We start from the raw sequence: 22,046 nt of genomic DNA on the forward strand, positions 1-22,046 counted from the left end.
GGATCAAAAAAATAGAAAAATGCTTTAGTAACCTCTAGCTAATAGCAAATTCTATTGTAAAAACTTATATTTGACTTCGAGCAGCAATAATAAACTACATTAGAAGTACCGGGAAATAGAAAATCTTAGAACTGGAGGCAATTAAGCAATGAACTCAAACTATGAAAATGGAAAAAAACTTTTTCAAGAAACTGATGAAGCAGGAATCCAAGCGGTTATTCATGCTTTAAGCGATGTATCTCCCCACATAAGTCGGTACATTATTGAATTTTTTGGGCAAGTTTTCAATAATCCCGTACTTACCCATCAACAAAGAGAAATGATCGTGATCTCTGCGTTAACATCGTTAGGTGATACTCCAAATCAACTCAAATGGCACATGAACTTCGGTTTGAAAGTTGGAATTATGCCGTACGAAATTATTGAAATTGCTACCCATTGTATTCCGTTTTGCGGCGCTCCTCGTGCTTTAAATGCCATTAACATTGCGAAACAACTTTTTGCAGAACAAAATATCGAAGTAAACATCGAGGACGAACTACTACATTCTGTAGGGGAACGACGGGAAAGAGGCATAGCAAAACTTCAAGAAATCGACGGCCAACATGGTGAGGCGGTTGCCGATTCACTTGCCGAGATTGCCCCTGTATTAGCTGAACAAATCATTGAATTTGCGTTTGGTGAAATCTACAGCCGCTCAGGACTAAACCCTAAACAGCGCCAACTCGTCACATTAGGAGCCTTAACTGCTCAGGGTGGATGCGAGCCACAGTTGCACGTTCATCTCAATGCCTCCATTCGTGTAGGTCTAACGAGACAAGAAGTGATTGAGGCATTATTGCAATGCTACCCATACACGGGATTTCCTAAAGTCTTGAATGCTATAAATGTTGCCAAAACGATATTTTTAACATAGGTATTCACCGATAGGGCAAGTTGATAAAAAGACCGGACTTCACTCACAGCGTTTTTCCGGTCTTTTTACATACTAACTTGATCAATTCATTTTGAGCACTTCCGACTCATAGGACCTAAAAGCATTTTTCATGACCGTAATGACATCTTTAATTTTCATGTATCCTTAGGTATAACCCAAGGAGTCTCTAGCTGACACAGGATAACGTATCAGAAATACCGTAACCACAACGACTTAACGATGTTTCAAATTTTTTTTGACATCGGAACTTGGCACTTCAACAGGTCAAAAACTCAAACGATTCACTGGAAATTTTATTCCGATACTCACCGTTTCAGGAACTTTCAACAGATGTTTTTTAGTTATTTACAGAAGTTTGCGGGTGGTATCAGCGACGCTGGTATTACTCCTAATGGCGAGGATACAATAAACGAGCAGGCCAAGTGGCTGCATCATATCAAGTCGAAGACGAAGCGCATGAAGACTTTCACGAACGATCTGCTGTATCTCATCGACGACACAGGGGCGCGGACGGAATTCAGCTGGATGAGAAGGAGCATAAACCTATATAATATGGGTTAAAGCGTTACTAAAGGGGAGGAACGTGATGGACAAGGAAAAACAGCAATTGAGCATTGAAGCTGCGAGGCTCTACTATCAGTCTGACTACAGCCAGCAGCAAATCGCCGAACAGCTGCAGATTTCAAGACCGACGGTATCAAGGCTGCTGCAGTTCGCCAAGGAAAAGGGGTATGTCCAAATTCGCGTCATGGATCCGTTTGAAGATATGGATGCGCTCGGTGCGATGCTTGAGGAAAAATACGGGCTCCTTGAAGCGCATGTTGTCTTTTCGCCGACTGCGGATTATACGACCATCACGCATTATCTCAGCCGTTTCGGGGCCGAATACATGCACAGCGCAGTCAAGGACGGCGACATTGTCGGCGTCAGCTGGGGGACGACAATGTACCAAATCGCCCAAAATATGCAGCACAAACAAGTGAAGGGCGCAGAGGTCGTCCAACTGAAAGGCGGAATCAGCCACTCCAGCGTCAACACCTATTCGTCTGAAACGATTCAGCTGTTTGCCGAAGCCTTTCAAACGATGCCGAGGTATTTGCCGCTTCCGGTCGTGTTTGACAATCCGGAAGTCAAACAGATGGTTGAGCGGGACAGGCACATTAAGCGGATTATAGAAATGGGCAAACAGGCGAACATTGCGTTATTTACAGTCGGCACGGTCCGCGATGAAGCCCTGCTGTTCAGGCTGGGGTATTTTCATGAAGAGGAAAAAGCCCTTCTGAAAGAACGTGGAGTCGGCGATATTTGTTCGCGCTTTTTTGATGCGGAGGGAAACATTTGCAGCCATGCTATCGACTCGCGGACGATCGGCATTGAATTGGCTGACTTGAGGGAAAAAGAACGGTCGATTCTCGTAGCGGGCGGCAGCCGGAAAAAATCCGCTATTCATGGTGCACTAAAAGGCAAGTATGCCAATGTGCTGATTATTGATCAGCATACGGCGAAAGAACTGCTAGATGATTAAAGTGTCCAGGAAGAACAGCCTGGATTTTACTTTATTTTCTATTGAACAAAATTTCATATGATAATTTACATCTGTTCAAAAATCGGTTATGCTGAAACTATCTTATACAAAGGAAGTGCTAGTATATGACGATTGCAAATCTCATTGATCATACAGCATTGAAACCGCATACACAAAAATCCGAGATTAAGAAATTAATAGAAGAAGCGAAAACACACCAATTCGCTTCAGTTTGCGTCAACCCGACATGGGTTGAATTCGCCGCCAAAGAGCTGAAAGGAACGGAAATCGATGTTTGCACAGTCATCGGTTTTCCGCTGGGCGCCAACACGACAGAGACAAAAGCGTTTGAAACGAAAGACGCTATCGCAAAAGGCGCGACAGAGGTGGACATGGTCATCAACATCGCCGCATTAAAAGACGGCGACGATAACTTTGTCGAAGCGGACATCCGCGGTGTCGTCGAAGCCGCAAAAGGTAAAGCGCTTGTTAAAGTCATCATTGAAACGTGTCTGTTAACAGACGAAGAAAAAGAGCGGGCCTGCCGCTTGGCTGTTGCTGCCGGTGCCGACTTTGTCAAAACTTCAACCGGGTTCTCAACCGGCGGAGCGACAGCGGAAGACATCGCCCTCATGCGGAAAACAGTCGGACCTGACATCGGTGTCAAAGCATCCGGAGGCATTCGAACAAAAGAGGATGTTGAAAGCATGATCTCAGCCGGAGCGACCCGGATTGGTGCAAGCGCAGGCGTTTCCATCGTCAGCGGAGCAGAAGGAAAAAATGAAGATAACTACTAAGATCCAGCGTGGCGGGAAGCGAAAGCTTCCTGCGCGCAGATACAAAAATGTAAGCGAATACATCGCCAGGAGGATCAAAACATGAAATATCTTATCGGGCTCATCGGTTTATTTGTCGTCTTAGGGCTTGCATGGCTGGTCAGCAGCGGAAAGAAAAGAGTGAAGTACCGTCCGGTTATCGTCATGATCGTGCTGCAATTCGCATTGGGATATGTTTTGCTGAACACGGGCGTCGGAAACTATCTCGTCGGCGGGTTTGCCAAAGGCTTCGGGTATTTGCTTGAATATGCCGCAGAAGGTGTCAATTTTGTCTTTGGCGGGCTGGTGAATGTGAATGAATCCACATTCTTCATCAGCGTGCTGCTCCCAATTGTTTTTATCTCTGCTTTAATCGGTATTCTGCAATATTGGAGAATCCTTCCGTTTATTATAAAATATATTGGTCTTGCGCTTAGCAAAATCAACGGGATGGGCAAACTTGAGTCATACAATGCCGTGGCCTCGGCGATACTGGGGCAATCTGAAGTATTCATTTCGTTAAAAAAACAGCTGGGCCTGCTGCCTAAGCACAGACTTTACACGCTGTGCGCTTCAGCGATGTCAACCGTCTCGATGTCAATCGTCGGCGCCTATATGACGATGCTGAAGCCAGAATACGTTGTCACCGCGCTCGTCTTGAACTTATTCGGCGGATTTATTATCGCTTCGATTATCAATCCTTATGAAGTCGATCGAGAACATGATATGGTAGAGGTACAGGAAGAGGAAAAACAATCCTTCTTTGAAATGCTGGGCGAATATATTATGGATGGCTTTAAAGTCGCCGTCGTCGTGGCCGCCATGCTGATCGGATTTGTCGCGATCATCGCAATGATTAACGGCATTTTCAGCGCCGCACTAGGCATATCATTCCAGGAACTGCTCGGATTTATTTTTGCGCCGTTTGCCTTCCTGATGGGTATTCCATGGCATGAAGCGGTGAATGCTGGAAGTATCATGGCAACCAAGATGGTCTCAAATGAATTTGTCGCGATGCAGTCTCTCGCACAAGGCAGCTTCCATTTCAGCGGCCGCACCGAAGCGATTGTTTCTGTCTTCCTCGTCTCATTCGCCAATTTCTCATCGATCGGTATTATCGCCGGCGCTGTTAAAGGACTAAATGAGAAACAAGGAAACGTCGTCGCACGCTTCGGCTTGAAATTGCTGTACGGCGCAACGCTCGTCAGTTTCTTGACAGCGACCGTTGTAGGATTGATCTATTGATAAACATTGAAAAAAGGACTGGTGATCACAATGAGAATGGTTGATATCATCACTAAAAAACAAAATGGAGAAGAATTGACAACAGAAGAAATTCAATTTTTCATTAAAGGCTACACAGACGGCAGCATTCCAGACTATCAGGCGAGCGCTCTGGCGATGGCCATCTATTTTCAGGACATGACGGACAGAGAACGGGCCGATCTCACAATGGCGATGGTCAACTCTGGCGAAACGATCGACCTTTCCGCGATTCAAGGCATCAAAGTCGACAAACACTCAACTGGAGGCGTCGGCGACACGACGACGCTCGTACTTGCGCCGCTTGTCGCAGCTCTCGACGTCCCGGTCGCCAAAATGTCGGGCCGCGGACTTGGTCACACAGGGGGAACAATTGACAAGCTCGAAGCGATCAAAGGGTTTCACGTGGAACTTTCTAAAGACGAATTCATCGAGCTCGTCAACCGCGACAAGGTCGCCGTCATCGGCCAAAGCGGAAACTTGACGCCTGCTGACAAAAAACTGTACGCCCTTCGTGATGTGACAGGCACGGTCAATTCGATCCCGCTGATTGCCAGCTCGATTATGAGCAAGAAAATCGCCGCAGGGGCCGACGCGATTGTCCTTGACGTCAAAACAGGCGCCGGCGCCTTTATGAAAACCGATGAAGACGCCGTCAACCTTGCGAAAGCGATGGTCCGCATCGGAAACAATGTCGGCCGCCAAACGATGGCTGTCATCTCCGACATGTCCCAGCCGCTCGGGTTTGCCATCGGGAATGCCCTTGAGGTGAAAGAGGCGATCGATACATTAAAAGGGGAAGGTCCGGAAGACTTGACTGAGCTTGTCTTAACATTGGGCAGCCAAATGGTCGTTCTCGCCAAAAAAGCAGAGACTCTTGACGAAGCAAGAGAGAAACTGATCGATGTAATGAAAAACGGAAAAGCGCTGCAAAAATTCAAGGACTTCCTGCAGAACCAAGGCGGCGACAGCTCTGTCGCGGATAACCCCGAAAAGCTGCCTCAGGCTGCCTATAAAATCGACGTTCATGCCAAAGAAGCGGGCGTCGTGTCTGAAATCGTCGCCGATCAAATCGGCGTCGCGGCCATGCTGTTGGGCGCCGGCCGCGCAACAAAAGAAGACAAAATCGACCTCGCCGTCGGCATCATGCTCCGCAAAAAAGTCGGCGACGCAGTCGAAAAAGGCGAACCATTGGTTACTCTATACGCAAACCGCGAAAATGTCGATGACGTCATCGCAAAAGTCTACGACAACATCCAAATCTCCGAAAAAGCCGAAGCGCCGAAGCTCGTGCATACGGTGATTACTGAATAGAAGAACATGCAGAACAGCACATACCCTTGGGTGTGTGCTGTTTTTATATTCATGCGGGCCTTTTTTCTCATTTACCTATTTTAATCTTTCTTGTAGCATGAAATATGTCTTAGGTGTCATCTTTTTACATGGACGGAAAGGTATAGATAAATAGGAGGTTTTTTTAAACGTGGTCAAACGCATTCTGGTATCTTTTGGTATTAGTGTTTTAATCTTTATCCTTATTGGTATATGCTCATTTATCCTATATGCCATACTGTCGCATTTTTATATGCAATCTTTTGTGACGGGCGAACCATCCCAGGATGAAGCGCTGGGATGGGGGTATTTGGGTTTGTTGTTTATTTCATTCATATTGGCAATTTTGACAGGTATAATTGGCGGAATCATTTCCTTTTGTATATATTTCAAAAAATTCAGGAAATGGAGCAGTTAAAAGGGAACTGCCGGAAAATCCGGCGGTTTTTAAAACGAATAGTTTGAGAAAAACCTTGGGTGAGTGCTGTTTGTTTGATGTCGCAAGATTTGAGGAAGGCATTTGAACTAAACACCTGACGCTATTTCAAAGAACATTGTGCGAAGCTTGAATGGATCAATTGAAGAAAATCCAAGAAAACCAAGCCTATTATCCTATTTACCTAATTTGGATGATATTGTAATATGAAAATGGTCTGATTTATAAGAACGTTAGATTCACCCATAAAGCAACAATATACCTAACGGAAATACAGGGGAATAAGCGAATAGTAACGTGCGGATTTTTATTTCTGAAAAACGAGGTGAACCCGACATGTCAAACCATGCTGCTAAAATCGCTTCTTTGGAAAAAGATATTTCTTCTTTATCTCACAATATAAAGGATACACAAAGCAAAATCGCTGAACTGAAAAAAGCAAAAACAGCTATTACCGGTGAACTTCACACCCTTTCAAACAATGCTACTCTCATCAATCAACCAGATATCACTTCGCATATATGGAATGGAAGACATACAAATCAATTTATCAATATTAGATCAAATATTGCACACAGCTATCAAAATATACAGAGAGAAACAGATGGTCTGATTTCACATATTGAACAGGAGATTGAAAATCTTGAACTGCAAATCTCTAATATGGAGATGTTTCTAAGCATACAAAAACAACAGCTTACAGATATAAAAAAACAAGTCAATCATTGAGGTGAAAGAATGGCAGAAATAAAGGTAAAAGCAGAAGAAGTCAAAACGGCGTTTTCAAACCTTCAGACAAAAATCAGCGCACTTTCGATATCAGGTTCAAAAGCCGATATCGCTAATTCTTCAATGGATGTAGTGAACAAAATAAAAAAAATCGAAAAGGAATACGAGCAGCTATTAAAAAAATACAAGGAGGCGCTATCTTCAGTTGAAAAGGACGCATGGTCAAACATTAAAGTCCTGATTGATACTGATAAAAACATCTCTCAAAAAATGAAATAAGGAGGGCTGGTTTTCTCTTGAAAGTTTTAGATGTCTCTGAAGTCATTGACGCGATAGACCAATTGATTAAGGAAAAAAAGCAAGAGGAAAAAGAAATCAATGCCATAAGGGAAAGTGTACAAAAAATTGCAGAGCTTGATGATGCATTAAAAGGAGAAGGCGGAAATGCGATCAAAGAACACTTTTCGGTTCTTCATCTTCCCGTGCTGCTATATTTTCAGCACTTTATTGATCAATACATACAGAATTTAAAAGATATTAAAGCGAAAATCAGAACTTATGAATCAACAGAAGGTTTTGTAAAAGAAGAATTTCTGACGCATGATGTCAAAAAGGGCTTAACAGAACTGAAACGTCAAACGAATGATACGGTTGATTCGATTAATGACGAATTTGATAAAATCAGCCACTTGATTGGGGGCGGATCTATCTCTTTGGCATCATTTAATGAGCATATTTCCGAAGCAAAAAAACATGTGAACGACACGGTGTCTGATTTAAAAGAGCTTGATCGCGATACTAATTCTATATTAAAACAATCGTCACATTCGATCGCTCAGCTATCCAAGCTCACTGAAAAGGTGAACACTTGGTCAAAGGGAGGCGCGATCCTATCTAAAAAAACGATTAAAGAGGTTGAAAACTACTTTTCTGAAACAGATGTCGTTAAACAGATGATTGACGAAGCCGTTGATTTAGCAGAAAAACAAGACGATCCGACAATGATGGGCAGAATCGCTGAATGGCTCGATTTAATCGGTACAGGAAACGGCGCTTTGGCCGTAACAAAAGGCGTCATAGCCGTGAATGTACTAGCGACGAAAATGATTGAGCTTGAAAAAGACGGAAAAGGAAACTTCCGCGTGAAAGCCTCTCCGAAATGGACGCAGGGAGCTAACGGAAAATACGATTCCAAGGTGGCTCAGTTTGTTTACAACATCCTGAAAAAAGGCGATCCAAACTCAAGCAAACCAATCAAAAAATGGCTCGGCAAATTTCAAAATAAACCAAGCGGCCTTTTGAGAAAGATTGTTGGATTGGGGCCTAACACAACAAGAATATCATATGAAAAGATTTTAGAAAGCCAAAGTTTCCTAAAGCATAAGCCAGAGGAACTGAAGAGCTATAAGACTAAGGTTGATGTGAAAGGGACTCTTGGGAAGTTTAAGGATGAAGTAGCTCCTGGAAAATTAGTTAAAAGGGTTCCTGGTTTTGGAACTGCATTTTCTCTATTAACGAATTCATCAGAGTTTTTTAGTGATGAAAACAAAGATAAAAGCAATGGGGAAAAATGGGGAAGGTTCTCCGCAGGAATAGGAATGGATGTCGGAGTTGCGGGCTTAACAACTGGTGGAGCTGCGATAGGATCTCTTATTTGTCCAGGCCCAGGAACTCTTATTGGAGGAGCGATTGGAGCAGGAATTGGTATTACCGGATCTATAGTTTCTGGAGATTCAGTGAAAGAGTGGGGAGAAGATACAGGTGAATGGGTAGAAGATAAAATAAATGATATGAAGGAATGGTCGGAAGAACAAGTTTCGAATATTTCAGATTCAGTATCAGATGGGTTTTCAAAAGCCAAGGAATTTGTGACTGGTTGGTTCCGTTAAAGAGGAGGAATTTTAATGATTGATTCTAAAATTATATTAACAACAAATGAACTTGTTGCCGCATTGTTACTGTGTAGATATGATAAAGCCGCGGAGGATATAATTAATGATCAGCTATTGATTCAAACTGAAAAAGATATTGACCCTTTCTCAACTCAAACTGAAAATCTTTTAAAACAAAGAGGATATTGGGCTACTGACACAGAATCTAATTTACAAAAAGGGTTAGAAAATTTAATTCACTTACTCATTCAATCAAAGCGAAAAGTCCGCTGTATCCATCGAAAAAGGGTGTTGATTGTACACCATGTTCAAAATGATGAATTTATTGTGCAGGAGATTGAAAATCAAAATCATAGTTTTTCGATTTTAAGAAGCCGCGATCCGTTTTTAGAAGTGTTGAAAACATTTTATCATTCATATACGGATAAAAAACCAGAACATGAGATTTTTGAAATGGATGAAGATTCATTTGACGAGTTTCACGAGGTTGAAGCTGAAGTTATTAAAAGAATGGCGGAGGACCCAAAAACTCATCCGTCTATTAGTCAATTTTCTTTTGATTTTTTAGCAAACGATCAAGAACTTGACAATATTTCTTTTGTTGAAAGTGACTATATTCAAAACCAAACAAGATTAGATCAAGTTGTGTTTTTATTAAAAAGCGACGATTTCATTTGGCATTTAGATTATGAAAATATTAAAAAAACCGGTTCTCTTTATCTTCAGCCGGTAGCAGTGGGTGAATATTTTGAGAAAATAGTGGCCGTCATGAATGAATTTTATGATTTATAGAATGTAGAAAGGACTAATTTTATGTTTTCAATAAAAAAAAGCTTCTTTTTTTGGTTAAGAAGCAACGTTGTTATATTATTGTTTACAGCTTTTTTGTTAGCAAGCTTGCCTTATAGGAATGAGGATGAGAGCGGTATCTCAATTTTTTTATTTGCTTTTTTATCTGAATGCTTTTTAATATTACTTTCTTTTGTATACGGTACTAAAACAAAAAAGCAATATACTAGCCCACGAAAAAGGATACTTAAGAAGTCAAATGTGACACAAGGTATTTTAGTATTTCTTTTCATAAGTATCTTTTTTAGTTATGCATTAAATGGAATGGTACCTTTTCCAAGTTCATTGCTTTATATTTCATTAAGTGTCAACTTAATAATGGCTATATATTCTTTAATTGCCCCCTCATGGGTACTAAAAATATATGAATACAATATATATGAAGCACCGAATGGGTGGATAAGCGATTTGCTCCGGTATTTTTTGTTTTTCGCATGGTCGGTTAACTATGAGGTTCAAGTTGTTTTATACCGGCTCCCATTTCTGTTGCAACGGTTATTGGGTATTATTTTTATAATTGTTTTGCTCATAAATATATTTTTGATTTCTTCAATGTTTTAAAGGAGCAATTGAATGTAAAACAGTCGTTTCTTTTGGCTGAGAAGCAATTTTTTTGTTGTTAACAGCTTTTTAAGTTGATTAGGGTGTTTCTTACGGCTGCACTGATTGCAGCCTCTTTTTCATGTCTTTTTGAAATCAGTCATGATTCGCGTATAATCACATTCATAACACCATCATTCACTGGAAATCATATGACCAAAAGGAGTCCATACATGAGCAAAGCCAGTTTTAAAGAATATGCATTAAGCGGCGATATTACGAAAGCGCTCGATCAATTAGGGTATAAGCAGCCGACTGCGGTGCAAAGCGAGGTGATTCCCGCGGCGCTTAAAAAGCGGGATGTTGTTGTGAAATCGCGGACGGGGAGCGGGAAGACGGCCGCTTTCGGAATTCCGCTTTGCGAGTTGACCGAATGGGAAGAGAACAAACCACAGGCCTTGATTTTGACACCGACACGCGAGCTTGCCGCTCAGGTTAAGGAGGATTTGACGAACATCGGCCGCTATAAAAGAATAAAAGCAGCGGCTGTTTACGGGAAATCGTCCTTTGAACGGCAAAAAACGGAGCTCAAGCAAAAATGCCATATCGTTGTTGGGACGCCGGGCCGCGTATTGGATCACATTGAAAAAGGAACCTTTCCATTAGAAAAACTGAAATACCTTGTCATCGATGAGGCCGATGAAATGCTGAATATGGGATTTATCGATCAAGTGGGAGCGATTATCCGCCATTTGCCTGAAGAACGGCTGACGATGCTGTTTTCCGCAACTTTTCCGGAGGATGTGGAGCAGCTATCTCTTCAGTATATGAAAGACCCTTTGAAAATCGAGATTAAAGCAGGCGGTATGACAACTGCAGACATCGAGCATCAACTGATCATTGTAAATCAAAATGATCCATTTTCGCTTTTAGTGGATCTGATCATTGTTGAAAACCCGGACAGCTGCATCGTCTTTTGCCGCACACAGGAGCAAGTGAATGAGTTGCAGCGGCGCTTAGCCGGTTTGGGTTATCCGTGCGCGAAAATTCACGGAGGCATGCCTCAGGAGGAACGTTTTGCCGTGATGAACCGCTTCAGACGGGGAGCGTTCCGCTATTTAATCGCGACAGATGTGGCGGCAAGAGGTATCGACATTGAGAACATCACACATGTCATCAACTATGAGCTGCCATTAGATCAAGAAAGCTATGTGCATCGTACCGGCAGAACAGGCCGAGCCGGCAGCCGGGGAAAAGCGATTACTCTTGCCAGTCCGCGTGAAAAAAGGATGATCGCTGATATTGAAGACTATATCGGCTTTCCCATTCCTATGATTGAGGCGCCGTCAAAAGGAGAAATTGCACGGGCAAAAGCGGCGTTTCAAAAGAAAATCAATAGGAAGCCGGAGCTTAAAAAGGACAAGAGCGAACCGTTAAATAAAGAAATCATGAGGCTCTACTTTAACGGGGGGAAAAAGAAGAAGCTGAGAGCCGTTGATTTCGTCGGAACGATTGCTAAAATTGACGGCGTCTCCGCTGAGGATATCGGGATTATCACGATACAAGAGCAAGGTTCATTCGTTGAAATTTTAAACGGCAAAGGGCCGCTCGTCTTAGCTGCGATGAAAAACACGACTGTGAAAGGGAAATTGCTGAAAGTGCATAAAGCGAGGGAATAATCTCAGGCTGCCGACTTTGTCGGGAGCTTTTTTGTTCGTAATAAACCTTGGATAAGCAACATATGATGGATTGTCAAAAAATGAAAGCGTTTCAAAAGAAAGGAGAACCAAATATGAAAAAGTGTTTCATTCAAGTCCTTGCATTGCTTTTCATCATGGCTGCATGTTTCACGCCAAACCAAGCCTCCGCACAAACTCAAAAACCTGTATTTTCGGAAGTGACGGTTCACGATCCATCCATTATTAAAGCGAATGGCACGTACTATGTGTTCGGCTCTCATTTAGCTTCGGCAAAATCGACGGACCTCATGAAATGGACGCAAATTTCCTCGAGTGTCCACAATGGGAATCCGCTGATTCCGAACGTATATGAAGAATTAAAAGAGACCTTTGAATGGGCTGAATCTGATACGTTGTGGGCGCCTGATGTCACCCAGCTTGAGGATGGCAAGTTTTATATGTATTACAACGCCTGCCGCGGGGATTCTCCGAGATCTGCCCTCGGACTTGCTGTCGCACACGACATTGAAGGCCCATACAAAAATAAAGGCATTTTCCTAAAGTCGGGAATGGATGGGATCAGCAATGACGGGACGCCTTATGACGCGACAAAGCACCCAAATGTCGTCGATCCCCACACATTCTTTGATCAAAAAGGAAAGTTGTGGATGGTGTACGGCTCCTATTCCGGCGGAATTTTTATTTTAGAAACCGGATTTCCGCTTCCGGGACAGGGGTACGGCAAAAAGCTGATCGGCGGCAATCACAGCCGGATTGAAGGCGCATACATTCTCTACAATCCTGAAACACAGTATTACTACCTGTACATGTCCTTCGGAGGGCTTGCCGCTGACGGAGGGTACAACATTCGCGTCGCCCGCTCAAAAAATCCTGACGGCCCTTATTACGACGCAGAAGGCCATGCGATGATTGACGTCCGCGGCAAAGAAGGAACGTTGTTTGACGATCGTTCAATTGAACCGTACGGTGTCAAACTGATGGGAAATTTCTCATTTAGCAATCACAACGGCTATGTGTCGCCGGGCCATAACTCTGCCTTTTACGACGAAAAAAGCGGCGGGTCTTATCTGATTTTCCACACGCGTTTTCCGGGACGGGGCGAGGAGCACGAAGTCCGCGTCCACCAACTGTTGATGAACAAACAAGGCTGGCCGGTTGCCGCCCCTCACCGCTATGCCGGAGAAAAGCTCGAAAAGGTGAAAACATCAGATGTGATTGGCGCCTACGAATTGGTGCGTCATGGCAAAGACATCTCCGCAGATATTAAAGAATCGAAAGAAATCCGCTTAAATCAAAACGGCAAAATAACCGGCGCAGCGGCCGGAACGTGGAAGAAAACGGGAGACAACAAAATCGAACTTAAGCTCGACGGAAAAACATATGACGGCGTGTTTCTGCGCCAATGGGATGCGGCTGCTAAGCGGAAGGTGATGACGTTTAGCGCGTTGTCTCGTGAGGGAGATGCGGTTTGGGGGAGTAGTGACATGCAAAATTAATATAAAATTGAGCGAAACAATTTTAAAAGTTAATCTAGAGAGCTTTATCGACAGGACAGTATATAAAAAGGAAGGAGTGGTTTAACACCACCCTTTTTTTGTTGGCAGGCCTATAATTACATACAGCTGTAAAAATTATTTAAAACAAAACTAAAGTTGAAATATAAAGAAAAACAACCGATAATATAGATGTACTTGGCTTTAATGGAAGAAGTGTGATTTTTTGGGTGGTTACTGAAAATAGTTCGTATTGTTTTTAGGAAAATCGATAAGTTGATAGAGTTTGATATTTGAAAACAAAAACACAATATATTTTTGAAGGGATCGATTAAGTTCTATGTTAATATCATCTTTTATAAATGGTTACAAATCATATAATAAAGCTTATTTTGTTCCCATTACTATAGGGTTACAGGATAAATATACAGTATACATAGGCAATAATGGAGTTGGGAAAAGTGGAATTTTAGAAGCAATAGACGTTTTCTTCAATAATAGAGAGTGGAATGTTTATAAAGGAGCAAAAAAGGATGATGTCTATATTTCTCCGGTTTTCTTGATTAATAAAAAAGAGTTTAATGCAAGGTTTGAGAATCATAATAGATTTAATAGGGCAGAAATAAATGAATTTAAAAATACAATAGCTGATCTAACTAAAATAAGCGACTATATATGGGGTAATTTAGATGGTATTGTACGAGGTAGTTCTCGTAGAGAGCATATAGATAAATTTTTTGAAATGAAAAGAAAATTAGAGGATAGGTATAAAGAAGATTACTATCTATTAGTTATAGGTGTTAAAAGTAATGGGAAAACTACCTTAAATCCCTTTCAAGGGTACTTAGGAAAATTAATTGAAGATTCGGAAAAGAGGATGGATAAAATCAGGAAAATGATTTTGTTACACTACTCTTATGTTTATATTTCAGTAGAACAAAGAGCAAATGATATACTTAAAATTGAAGCGGAACAAATGCAAAAGTTGATGAGTAGGGATGTACTAGAGTTAGTAGATAAAATTATTGAACAACCATTAAATATTGAAGGTAGAAATATTAATTTTTTAAGTTTCATAAATCAAAATCTTGATGAGTTTATGGATGAAATAAATGAGAAAATAAAATGTATTGATACAAGGTATGATTATGGGGTTAGTGCAAATTATAAAAAACGATTAACAAGGACTGATTTAAGAGATAAAATACTTGAAGCTTATTTTTTAAAGAAGTCATTAAGACATAATCAACGGGAAATTTCAAAATTAAGTTCTGGAGAACAGAGAAAGGCTTTAGTAGACATAGCATATGCTTTTCTTTCTAACTTTAATCAAAAGGAAAAAGAAATCGTGTTAGCTATCGATGAACCAGAAGTTTCATTAAACGTTGCAAACTGCTTTGCTCAATTTACTAGAATAGAGGATTTAGCTAATAAATTTAATAGCCAGATAATAATTACAACACATTGGTATGGTTTTTTACCTATAACAACTAAGGGGCAGTTAATACATTTAGAAAAAAGTATTGATAATTTAAAAATAAACCAATATAGCTTTTTTAATTACTTGGATAATCAAAGAAGCTTTCCAGAAGATGTAGAATTGAAGAGTATGTTTGATTTGGCTACTAGTATCTTAAGCTATATAAAAACAAATGAAATTCATAGTAATTGGATAATATGTGAGGGTGGAGACGATAAAATTTATCTAGACACAATATTACCAGAAAATAAAGAATACAGAATTCTACCAGTTGGCGGCTGTGGAAATGTTGTGAAGTTATTCAATCTTTTACTTAATCCCCTTCTTATAGATAAGAAAGAGAGAAAAGAGTTTAAAGGAAAGATTCTTTGCATTATCGATACAGATGAGACTAAAATGAATTATAAATTTGAAAATTTAAAAGATATGCCTATATCCTTAAGACGATTGCAGGTGTTTAAATCTAATAATGAAGAAGTTATAAAATTATTAGACGTTGCAAAACAAGGAACCATTTATGAAAAAACAGAGATAGAAGACTGTCTTGATCCACAAATTTATTATAATTCAATAAAAACAGTAATTTTGTCAAGCCAAGACAGTAATATTATAGACTTATTTAATAATTATGAACTCAATAGGGAAAAGAAATTTTCAAAAATAAGCGGAGACGATTCATTGTTGTTACCCAATGGAAATGAAGCATATAGAAGAAAGAATGAGTTAGTTTCTTTCCTAGAGAAGCCCGAAATTAAAATGCTTGTAGCAAAAGAATACAGTCAGGAGTCTCAATCTACAAATATAACACATGCATTAGCCATTGAAATTATAGAGTATTTTGAAGAATCGATGATAACAGTCAGTTAGAAAATGGCTTCTTAAAATTCCTTTAAGTTCAAATTATCTGTTGAAATAAAAAAGATATTAAATTCATTTAATTCCTTGATTGCTATTATTTTGGCAATCAAGGTTTTTTGTGGTTATTTCATCTAGTTAAAGCAACATTTTGACGAATCTTTTCCAATTCGATAACATAAAAATAGTTCACGAAGTGTAATATCAAACAAAAAGGATGAGACGCAATGTGTACAAGTATCACGTTGACGACTGCGGGTCGGGAGCATTTATTGGCGAGGACGATGGATTTTGATTTTGAGCTTAACGGGGAAGTGCTGTTGCATCCGCGTCGTTACAAATGGAAAAGTGAAGCAGACGGCAGCGAGCATGCCGGCCGGTATGCGTTTATCGGGATGGGCAGAAGGCTCAATAATGCACTGTTTGCCGATGGTGTGAATGAAAAAGGATTGTCTTGCGCGGCGCTTTATTTCCCGGGTTATGCTGTGTATGAAAGCGAGACTAAAAAGCACTGCCGCAATCTTGCGCCGCACGAATTTGTGACATGGGTGCTGTCGGAATGCGGCGATTTGGAGGAAGTGAAAAAAGCGGCTGTTTCCGTCAACATTGTTGAGAGAGAGGTCAGCTTGCTCAGTACGGTGACGCCGCTTCATTGGCTATTAACGGACCGCTCAGGTGCGAGCATCGTTGTTGAACCGGCGGCCGGCGGGATTCAAATTCATGATAATCCGGTCGGCGTACTGACGAACAGTCCGGATTTTCCATGGCATTTGACCAATTTGCGCAATTTTATCGGTCTTCAGCCGGGACAGTTTGCCGCGAAGAAGATGGGAGACATGACGCTGTCGGCTTTTGGTCAAGGTTCCGGGTTGTCCGGATTGCCGGGAGACTTTACACCGCCATCCCGTTTTGTCAGGGCTGCAGTTTTGAAAGAGCACATGAAGCCCGTGTCTGACGAAACAGAAGGCGTTTCTGCCGCGTTTCATATTCTCTCCAATATGAATATTCCCAAAGGGATTGTCATGACTGACAATGGCGAAGACGATTATACCCAATATACGGCGGTGATGTGCAGCGAGACGTGCAGCTACTATTTTCATCATTATCAAAACAGGCAGATTCAAAAGGTTTGCTTATTACAGGAAGACCTGAACAGCTACGAAATAAAGGCGTTTCAGCCAAAGCAGGAAGAGACGGTTCATTCTCTTCAATCATAAACGGAAGAAGGAACAACATTGCAAAACAAAGCAGCAAACAGACTCATTTTATTAGGCATTAGCTTACATAGCATATATTGGTTGTTTATATTATTCTTATTTTTTCATTTCAAACATCAGCTTGACGCTTATGCCGTTTGGAATCCAAATGTCACGGACGGATATATGGAGGCTGGAACTTTCGTAGCCACGCTAAAATTGATGATCTACTCAGGCACATTATTTAATTTGGGCCTCTTGTTCATTTTGGGCTTGTTGATTGTGATATTAGCACAGTCGGTCATTTTTATTGCCCTGGAAATCACCGCTTACGTGAAAATCAAAAAAGATCCGTTTTCCCCATGGGGACCTTTTATTTTAGCGATGGGCATTAAAAACATTTTCACAAACTTATCAGGGATTCCGTTCATGGTTGCCGGATTCATTCTTCATAAGCAGCAGGAACCGAAAGACGCAGTTGTACAGCCGGCAGCGCGAAGGAAAGCAAGGCGAAACCCCGCATTGCTTATGAAAAAGGCGGCGAAAGCTAGAAAACATAGAAATAAAGGTATAAAGTCTTAGTTTTTAGTTTTCATGTATTCTGGTTTTTATGAGACATTTGTAATGAAAGCGTTGACATGAACAAAAACAGGTGCTACAGTATAGTTACAAACTAATATCAGCAAGTTTCTTAAGGATTGTTACTGCTTTTGCAGGCAAAACCTAAGTTGCGTACAGCTTTCGGGGACTTCGTCCCGGTCAAGCCGGCGTAATTTAGGTTTTTTTTATACCCAAAATAAGGAGGTGATGTGAGATTCCGAGGATTCATTGCGGTTCCAAGCCAATAAAAAAGCCGGGTGAAGGCGGCCACCTTCAGTCCGGCAGATTCCCCCAAAAGAGGAGGTACTCATATGGATTATAATAAAGTATCGAAGGACATTTTACAACTCGTGGGCGGTGAAGAGAACGTACAGAGCGTGATTCACTGCATGACAAGACTGCGTTTCAACCTTTATGACAATGCGAAGGCAGACCGCGCGAAACTGGAAAGTCTGTCGGCTGTAATGGGCACCAACATCAGCGGCCAGCAGTTTCAAATCATCATTGGAAATGATGTCCCTAAGGTGTACAAAGCGATCATTGCCAACAGCGGACTCAGCGATGAAAAAGCGGGCGAGCAGCAAGCTGGCAAAAAGAAAAACGTGCTGTCCGCCATCTTTGATGTGATATCAGGCGTATTTACGCCGATTCTGCCGGCGATCGCCGGAGCGGGTATGATCAAGGGGATCATTGCTATCGCCGTCACGTTCGGCTGGATGAGCGAAAACAGCCAGGTCCACACGATTTTATCGGCCATCGGCGACGGAGCATTTTACTTCCTGCCGATTTTGCTGGCCGTCAGCGCTGCACGTAAATTCGGCAGCAATCCTTATGTTGCGGCGGCGATCGGAGCGGCGATTCTGCATCCCGATCTGACAGCGCTTCTCGGTTCAGGGAAAAGCATTTCCTTTGTCGGATTGCCTGTAACCGCTGCCACTTATTCGTCAACCGTCATTCCGATCCTGCTCGCGATTTGGATTGCATCTTACGTTGAGAAATGGATTGACAGAGTCACCCCGACTTCGTTGAAGATGATTTTTGTACCGACACTGACGCTGCTGATTGTCGTGCCTGTCACATTAATTACAGTCGGTCCGCTCGGTGCGATTGCAGGGAACTATCTGTCTATCGGTGTAAACGGTTTATTTGAAAATGCCGGTTTAATCACGATGGTTCTTTTAGCCGGAACGTTTTCTTTGATCGTCATGACAGGAATGCACTATGCTTTCATTCCGGTGATGTTCAACAACATTACGCAAAACGGCTACGATTATTTGATACCTGCGATGTTCTTGGCGAATATGGGGCAGGCTGGCGCGTCATTTGCCGTCTTTCTCCGATCCAGAAATAAGAAATTCAAATCATTGTCGCTGACGACAAGCATCACGGCTTTGATGGGGATTACAGAGCCGGCGATGTACGGTGTCAACATGAGGCTGAAAAAGCCGTTTGTCTCTGCGCTTCTCGGCGCCGCTGTCGGAGGAGCATTTTACGGCATCACCGGCGTAGCAGCATATATTATTGGCGGAAACGTCGGTTTGCCTGGAATTACGACGTTTATCGGCCCGACTTTTATACAGGCCATGATCGGGATCGTCATCGCGTTCTTTGCCGCAACAGCGTTTGCTTTTGTATTGGGATTTGAAGACATTCCATCAGATGAAGCCGATGAACCGGCGGCCGCTCCATCTGAAGCGGGCGCGGGAGAAATCATTCAAAGCCCGCTGAAAGGCGAAGTCAAATCATTGAGTGAAGTGGATGATGTGACATTTTCAGGAGAAGTCATGGGAAAAGGCGTTGCCATTGAGCCAGAAGAAGGTAAAGTGGTGTCGCCGGTATCAGGCACGATCACAACCGTTTTTAAAACGAAGCACGCCCTCGGAATCACAAGCGACAATGGGGCGGAAATTATTATCCATATCGGAATTGACACGGTGAAATTAAACGGCGAGCACTTTACTGTGCATGTCAATAAAGGTGACGTTGTAAAGCCGGGAGACCAGCTTGTCTCTTTTGATATGGATGCGATTAAGGATGCAGGCTATCAGTTGATTACGCCGGTTATCATCACAAATACGGACCGGTACCAGTCGATCAAGCCTTTGAAATCAGATGAAAGCGTTGAAATTGAGGAAGCGCTGATCGCGCTGGCGTAGAGAGAGGAAAGCTCGACAAATTTGGATGAGGTGAAATGATATGACTGAACAAACGAAAAAATTTCCTGAAGGTTTTTTATGGGGCGGAGCGGTTGCCGCAAACCAAGTGGAAGGCGCCTATCATGTCGGCGGAAAGGGGCTCTCGACAGCAGATGTGTCGCCGAACGGGGTCATGTATCCATTCGATGAGTCGATGGAGTCATTGAACCTGTATCACGAAGGCATCGATTTTTACCACCGCTACAAAGAAGATATCGCTCTTTTCGCCGAAATGGGATTTAAAGCATTCCGGACATCGATTGCCTGGACGCGGATTTTTCCTAACGGCGATGAAACTGAACCGAATGAAGAGGGACTCGAATTTTATGATCGCCTCTTTGACGAGCTATTAAAATACAATATTGAGCCAGTCGTGACGATTTCCCACTACGAAATGCCACTCGGACTGATTAAAAAATACGGCGGCTGGAAAAACCGGAAAGTGATCGAATGCTATGAACATTATGCGAAAACGGTTTTCACCCGCTATAAAGACAAAGTGAAATATTGGATGACGTTCAACGAAATCAACATGGTCCTGCATGCGCCGTTTACAGGCGGTGGCCTTGTATTTGAAGAAGGCGAAAACAAGTTAAATGCGATGTACCAAGCGGCGCATCATCTATTTGTCGCAAGCGCTCTTGCCGTTAAAGCGGGGCACGACATCATTCCGGACGCTAAAATCGGCTGTATGATTGCCGCAACGACGACATACCCGATGACGCCAAAACCGGAAGATGTGCTCGCCGCGATGGAGAATGAGAGAAGAACGCTGTTTTTCTCGGACGTACAGGCACGCGGAGCTTATCCGGGCTATATGAAGCGCTACTTTAAGGAAAATGGAATTGCGATTGAGATGGCTGAAGGTGATGAAGACATTCTGAAGGAAAACACCGTCGACTATATCGGTTTCAGCTACTACATGTCAATGGTTGCGAGCACGAATCCGGAAGATTTGGCAAAAACGGAAGGCAACTTGCTCGGAGGGGTTAAAAACCCGTACCTTGAATCGTCCGAATGGGGCTGGCAGATCGACCCTAAAGGAATCCGCATTACGCTGAATACATTGTACGACCGCTATCAAAAACCGCTTTTCATTGTTGAAAACGGGCTCGGCGCCGTCGATGTCGTCGAAGAAGACGGTTCGATACAAGATGACTACAGAATCAACTATTTGCGCGATCACTTAAAAGAAGTAAGAGAAGCGATCGCAGACGGCGTCGACTTAATCGGCTACACATCATGGGGCCCGATCGACCTGGTCAGCGCGTCCACCGCCGAAATGAAAAAACGCTACGGCTATATTTATGTCGACCGTGACAATGAAGGAAACGGCACGTTTGCAAGAACGAGAAAGAAAAGCTTTTACTGGTATAAAAAAGTGATCGAAACGAATGGCGAGAGTTTGTAATATACAAAATGGCTGTCCTTTACAGGACAGCTCTTTTTTTCTCTGTAGCGCATGAAAACGATTTGCTATACACTTGACTTAGAAAAAAAGACAAAAAGCGCGGTGAGACAAATGTTTAAACTGCTGTTGATCGAAGACGATGAATCGCTGTTTCAGGAAATAAAAGAGCGGTTAACCGGGTGGTCATATGAGGTGTACGGCATCGACGATTTCAGCGAAGTGATGCAGGAGTTTGCGGCGATTAAGCCCGATTGCGTCATTATCGATATTCAGCTGCCGAAATATGACGGGTTTCATTGGTGCCGGCAGATCCGTTCCCGTTCCAACGTTCCGATTCTCTTTCTATCTTCTCGCGACCATCCTGCTGATATGGTCATGTCCATGCAGTTCGGAGCGGATGATTATATTCAGAAACCGTTTCATTTTGACGTGCTGATTGCCAAAATCCAGGCGATTTTCCGCCGTGTTTACGACTATAATACGGAGCCTGAGATTTTGAAGAAAACGTGGAGCGGTGCAACCGTTGATCCCGAACAAAACCGCGTCAGCAATAAGGCGGGGTCGATTGAACTGACGAGGAATGAAATGTTCATTTTAAAACAATTGATCGACCAGAAAAACAAAATTGTCAGCAGGGAAGAATTGATGAGAAGCTTATGGAACGATGAGCGCTTTGTCAGCGATAACACGCTGACGGTCAACGTAAACCGTTTGAGAAAAAAACTGGATGCCTTGAACTTGGGGCAATATATCGAGACGAAGGTCGGCCAAGGCTATATGGCGAAAGAAGAAGGATGA

At 42.4% G+C, this 22,046-nt stretch carries 17 protein-coding genes; all 17 read left to right on the forward strand.

All coding sequences use genetic code 11. The annotated features are described in order from the left end of the window. Positions 1-148 precede the first annotated feature (148 nt). The 17 genes from MST20_RS21265 (at position 149) to MST20_RS08125 (ending at position 22,046) form a co-directional block, all read left to right on the forward strand. Positions 149-916, forward strand: a complete 768-nt coding sequence (locus MST20_RS21265) for a carboxymuconolactone decarboxylase family protein (protein ID WP_347880859.1) — start codon at positions 149-151, stop codon at positions 914-916. 607 nt (positions 917-1,523) lie between these two features. After that, positions 1,524-2,462, forward strand: a complete 939-nt coding sequence (locus MST20_RS08050; RefSeq protein ID WP_243941391.1) for a sugar-binding transcriptional regulator — start codon at positions 1,524-1,526, stop codon at positions 2,460-2,462. Between the two features lie 125 nt (positions 2,463-2,587). Continuing rightward, positions 2,588-3,259 (forward strand): deoxyribose-phosphate aldolase, encoded by a 672-nt coding sequence (deoC, locus tag MST20_RS08055; protein ID WP_243941392.1) that lies wholly within the window; start codon positions 2,588-2,590, stop codon positions 3,257-3,259. Positions 3,260-3,340: 81 nt separating this feature from the next. Then, entirely contained in the window at positions 3,341-4,522 is a 1,182-nt protein-coding gene (locus MST20_RS08060; protein ID WP_020453525.1) for a NupC/NupG family nucleoside CNT transporter, read from the forward strand. A 30-nt stretch (positions 4,523-4,552) separates the two neighbouring features. Beyond that, complete coding sequence (locus MST20_RS08065; RefSeq protein WP_243941394.1) at positions 4,553-5,854, forward strand: pyrimidine-nucleoside phosphorylase; 1,302 nt, start codon at positions 4,553-4,555, stop codon at positions 5,852-5,854. A gap of 790 nt (positions 5,855-6,644) precedes the next feature. Further along, positions 6,645-7,037 carry a DUF5082 domain-containing protein gene (locus tag MST20_RS08070; protein WP_165428479.1) on the forward strand — a complete coding sequence of 131 codons (393 nt, stop codon included), beginning with the start codon at positions 6,645-6,647 and terminating at the stop codon, positions 7,035-7,037. 9 nt (positions 7,038-7,046) lie between these two features. Beyond that, positions 7,047-7,316: a YwqI/YxiC family protein gene (locus MST20_RS08075; protein WP_044789527.1), complete on the forward strand. Its 270-nt coding sequence runs from the start codon at positions 7,047-7,049 to the stop codon at positions 7,314-7,316. Positions 7,317-7,333: 17 nt separating this feature from the next. Further along, positions 7,334-8,926, forward strand: coding sequence for a ribonuclease YeeF family protein (locus MST20_RS08080; protein WP_243941395.1), 1,593 nt, complete (start codon positions 7,334-7,336; stop codon positions 8,924-8,926). 15 nt (positions 8,927-8,941) lie between these two features. Further along, positions 8,942-9,721, forward strand: coding sequence for a hypothetical protein (locus MST20_RS08085; RefSeq protein ID WP_243941397.1), 780 nt, complete (start codon positions 8,942-8,944; stop codon positions 9,719-9,721). A gap of 830 nt (positions 9,722-10,551) precedes the next feature. Further along, positions 10,552-11,997 carry a DEAD/DEAH box helicase gene (locus MST20_RS08090; RefSeq protein ID WP_243941399.1) on the forward strand — a complete coding sequence of 482 codons (1,446 nt, stop codon included), beginning with the start codon at positions 10,552-10,554 and terminating at the stop codon, positions 11,995-11,997. A gap of 113 nt (positions 11,998-12,110) precedes the next feature. Next, complete coding sequence (gene abnB, locus MST20_RS08095; protein WP_481747894.1) at positions 12,111-13,514, forward strand: arabinan endo-1,5-alpha-L-arabinosidase AbnB; 1,404 nt, start codon at positions 12,111-12,113, stop codon at positions 13,512-13,514. Between the two features lie 337 nt (positions 13,515-13,851). After that, on the forward strand, positions 13,852-15,858 hold the full coding sequence (locus MST20_RS08100) for an AAA family ATPase (RefSeq protein ID WP_243941401.1): 2,007 nt from the start codon (positions 13,852-13,854) through the stop codon (positions 15,856-15,858). Between the two features lie 215 nt (positions 15,859-16,073). After that, positions 16,074-17,063 (forward strand): choloylglycine hydrolase family protein, encoded by a 990-nt coding sequence (locus tag MST20_RS08105; RefSeq protein ID WP_243941403.1) that lies wholly within the window; start codon positions 16,074-16,076, stop codon positions 17,061-17,063. A gap of 81 nt (positions 17,064-17,144) precedes the next feature. Continuing rightward, complete coding sequence (locus MST20_RS08110; protein ID WP_243941404.1) at positions 17,145-17,624, forward strand: hypothetical protein; 480 nt, start codon at positions 17,145-17,147, stop codon at positions 17,622-17,624. 329 nt (positions 17,625-17,953) lie between these two features. Beyond that, positions 17,954-19,798, forward strand: a complete 1,845-nt coding sequence (locus tag MST20_RS08115; RefSeq protein WP_243941406.1) for a beta-glucoside-specific PTS transporter subunit IIABC — start codon at positions 17,954-17,956, stop codon at positions 19,796-19,798. A gap of 40 nt (positions 19,799-19,838) precedes the next feature. Continuing rightward, positions 19,839-21,248, forward strand: coding sequence for an aryl-phospho-beta-d-glucosidase (gene bglH, locus MST20_RS08120; RefSeq protein WP_243941408.1), 1,410 nt, complete (start codon positions 19,839-19,841; stop codon positions 21,246-21,248). 111 nt (positions 21,249-21,359) lie between these two features. After that, positions 21,360-22,046, forward strand: coding sequence for a response regulator transcription factor (locus MST20_RS08125; RefSeq protein WP_243941410.1), 687 nt, complete (start codon positions 21,360-21,362; stop codon positions 22,044-22,046).

Source organism: Bacillus sp. B19-2, from assembly GCF_022832475.1.
Classification (GTDB): domain Bacteria; phylum Bacillota; class Bacilli; order Bacillales; family Bacillaceae; genus Bacillus; species Bacillus paralicheniformis.

Bases quoted from the DNA above. Each gene is read 5' to 3' on its own strand.
- MST20_RS08085 (WP_243941397.1), top strand. From the start codon at position 8,942: ATGATTGATTCTAAAATTATATTAACAACAAATGAACTTGTTGCCGCA.
- MST20_RS08050 (WP_243941391.1), top strand. From the start codon at position 1,524: ATGGACAAGGAAAAACAGCAATTGAGCATTGAAGCTGCGAGGCTCTAC.
- deoC (WP_243941392.1), top strand. From the start codon at position 2,588: ATGACGATTGCAAATCTCATTGATCATACAGCATTGAAACCGCATACA.
- MST20_RS08105 (WP_243941403.1), top strand. From the start codon at position 16,074: ATGTGTACAAGTATCACGTTGACGACTGCGGGTCGGGAGCATTTATTG.
- MST20_RS08115 (WP_243941406.1), top strand. From the start codon at position 17,954: ATGGATTATAATAAAGTATCGAAGGACATTTTACAACTCGTGGGCGGT.
- MST20_RS21265 (WP_347880859.1), top strand. From the start codon at position 149: ATGAACTCAAACTATGAAAATGGAAAAAAACTTTTTCAAGAAACTGAT.
- MST20_RS08075 (WP_044789527.1), top strand. From the start codon at position 7,047: ATGGCAGAAATAAAGGTAAAAGCAGAAGAAGTCAAAACGGCGTTTTCA.
- MST20_RS08125 (WP_243941410.1), top strand. From the start codon at position 21,360: ATGTTTAAACTGCTGTTGATCGAAGACGATGAATCGCTGTTTCAGGAA.
- MST20_RS08070 (WP_165428479.1), top strand. From the start codon at position 6,645: ATGTCAAACCATGCTGCTAAAATCGCTTCTTTGGAAAAAGATATTTCT.
- MST20_RS08090 (WP_243941399.1), top strand. From the start codon at position 10,552: ATGAGCAAAGCCAGTTTTAAAGAATATGCATTAAGCGGCGATATTACG.
- MST20_RS08065 (WP_243941394.1), top strand. From the start codon at position 4,553: ATGAGAATGGTTGATATCATCACTAAAAAACAAAATGGAGAAGAATTG.
- bglH (WP_243941408.1), top strand. From the start codon at position 19,839: ATGACTGAACAAACGAAAAAATTTCCTGAAGGTTTTTTATGGGGCGGA.
- MST20_RS08100 (WP_243941401.1), top strand. From the start codon at position 13,852: ATGTTAATATCATCTTTTATAAATGGTTACAAATCATATAATAAAGCT.
- abnB (WP_481747894.1), top strand. From the start codon at position 12,111: ATGAAAAAGTGTTTCATTCAAGTCCTTGCATTGCTTTTCATCATGGCT.
- MST20_RS08060 (WP_020453525.1), top strand. From the start codon at position 3,341: ATGAAATATCTTATCGGGCTCATCGGTTTATTTGTCGTCTTAGGGCTT.